The organism is Mesorhizobium sp. P5_C1, assembly GCF_054049815.1.
In genome coordinates, this window is the sequence record NZ_JBFULQ010001004.1 from 1 (window position 1) to 1,236 (window position 1,236).

Consider the following 1,236-nt stretch of genomic DNA (forward strand, 5'->3'; position numbering starts at 1 on the left):
GCAAAAGTGTGCCGCGCAAAAGTGTGCCGCGGTTTCCACGGCAAGGCAAATGGGCGACCGGCGTCGGGCGCGGCCGTTTCGATGCTGCCTGAGCGTCAGAGCAGAGGGTCGATGATGGCCGACATTTCCGCAATCGACATCGCCCCCTTGTAGGTCTTACCGTTGATGAAGAAGGTCGGTGTCGAGTCGACCTTGAATTCATTGGCGCCGCGCTTCTGGACCGATCTCACATCGTCCAGAAGTTTCTGGTCCGTCAAGCAGGCCTCGAAGGACTCCTGTGTAAAACCGGCCAGCTTGGAGATCTGCAGCAGCGCATCCTTGGTATTGGGTACTCCAACCCAGTTCGCCTGCTGCCTGAACAGCACGTCCACCATCGGGAAATAGTTATCCTTGGCGCAGCGCGCCAGCATGAATCCGGCTTCGGCGCTCGGATCGAACGGAAATTCGCGCAGGATGTAGCGGGCCTTGCCGGTGTCGATGTACTTGGTCTTCAGGTCCGGAAAAGTGGTCTCGGCGAAATGCGCGCAATGCGGGCAGGTCATCGAGGCGTATTCGACGATGGTCACCTTGGCGTCGTCCTTGCCAAGCTGCTTGTCGGGCAGCGCACCCGGCTTCAGCAGTTCCGCCATATCCACGGTGCCCTGGGCTTCCGGTGCAGTCGCGGCGGCCGGCGTGGCCGGCTTCGCAGGCGCGGCCGGGTCCGCGGGCTTTACATCCGCCGCCTTGGCTTGCTCGTCAGAGTCGCTGCAGGCGGCGAGCAGGGCGACCGCCGGAATGGCGGCCAGCGAAGTCAGGACGTTTCTGCGAGACAAGCTTTGGCCAAACGGGGGACGGTTCATACGAATCACCTGACAAGAGTTGGATTTTGCAATGCAAAGGCACGAAAAAGCGAGAGTTGGCGCGAATTAAGGCATCTCCATCCCCAATCCAATCGCCAAACCTGACAGGGGCGATCACGAATGCGAGATATTGACGACAAATCTATGACTTCCTTTCGCCCAGAATGGTGGCGCCGAGCCTTTCCAGCGAGGCGCGCAGCCCATCATCGTCGACCAGGCCGACGGTCGAGGACAGTTTCGTTTTCTCGGCCGCGGTCAGCGGCCTGAAGGTCGGTTTGCGCTTTCCTTGGTCCGCTGTCATCGGCTTCTGCAGGATCCTGATCCGGCTGATGGCGGTGAAACCGAGGAAAGCGTTGACCCGGTTGATGATCTCGCCGGTCTCGTGCTGCAGGTGCAG

Annotated in this window: 2 protein-coding genes; both read right to left on the bottom strand. The window is 60.4% G+C overall.

All coding sequences use genetic code 11. The features are described from left to right. Positions 1 to 95 precede the first annotated feature (95 nt). Positions 96 to 839 (bottom strand): DsbA family protein, encoded by a 744-nt coding sequence (locus tag ACXJ7R_RS33390; protein ID WP_095091955.1) that lies wholly within the window; start codon positions 837 to 839, stop codon positions 96 to 98. 142 nt (positions 840 to 981) lie between these two features. Then, positions 982 to 1,236, bottom strand: a 255-nt coding sequence (locus tag ACXJ7R_RS33395) for a DUF721 domain-containing protein (protein ID WP_457155518.1), incomplete at its 5' end; no start/stop codon positions are given.

Coding starts and splice junctions, on each gene's coding strand:
- ACXJ7R_RS33390 (WP_095091955.1), bottom strand. CDS start 839: ATGAACCGTCCCCCGTTTGGCCAAAGCTTGTCTCGCAGAAACGTCCTG.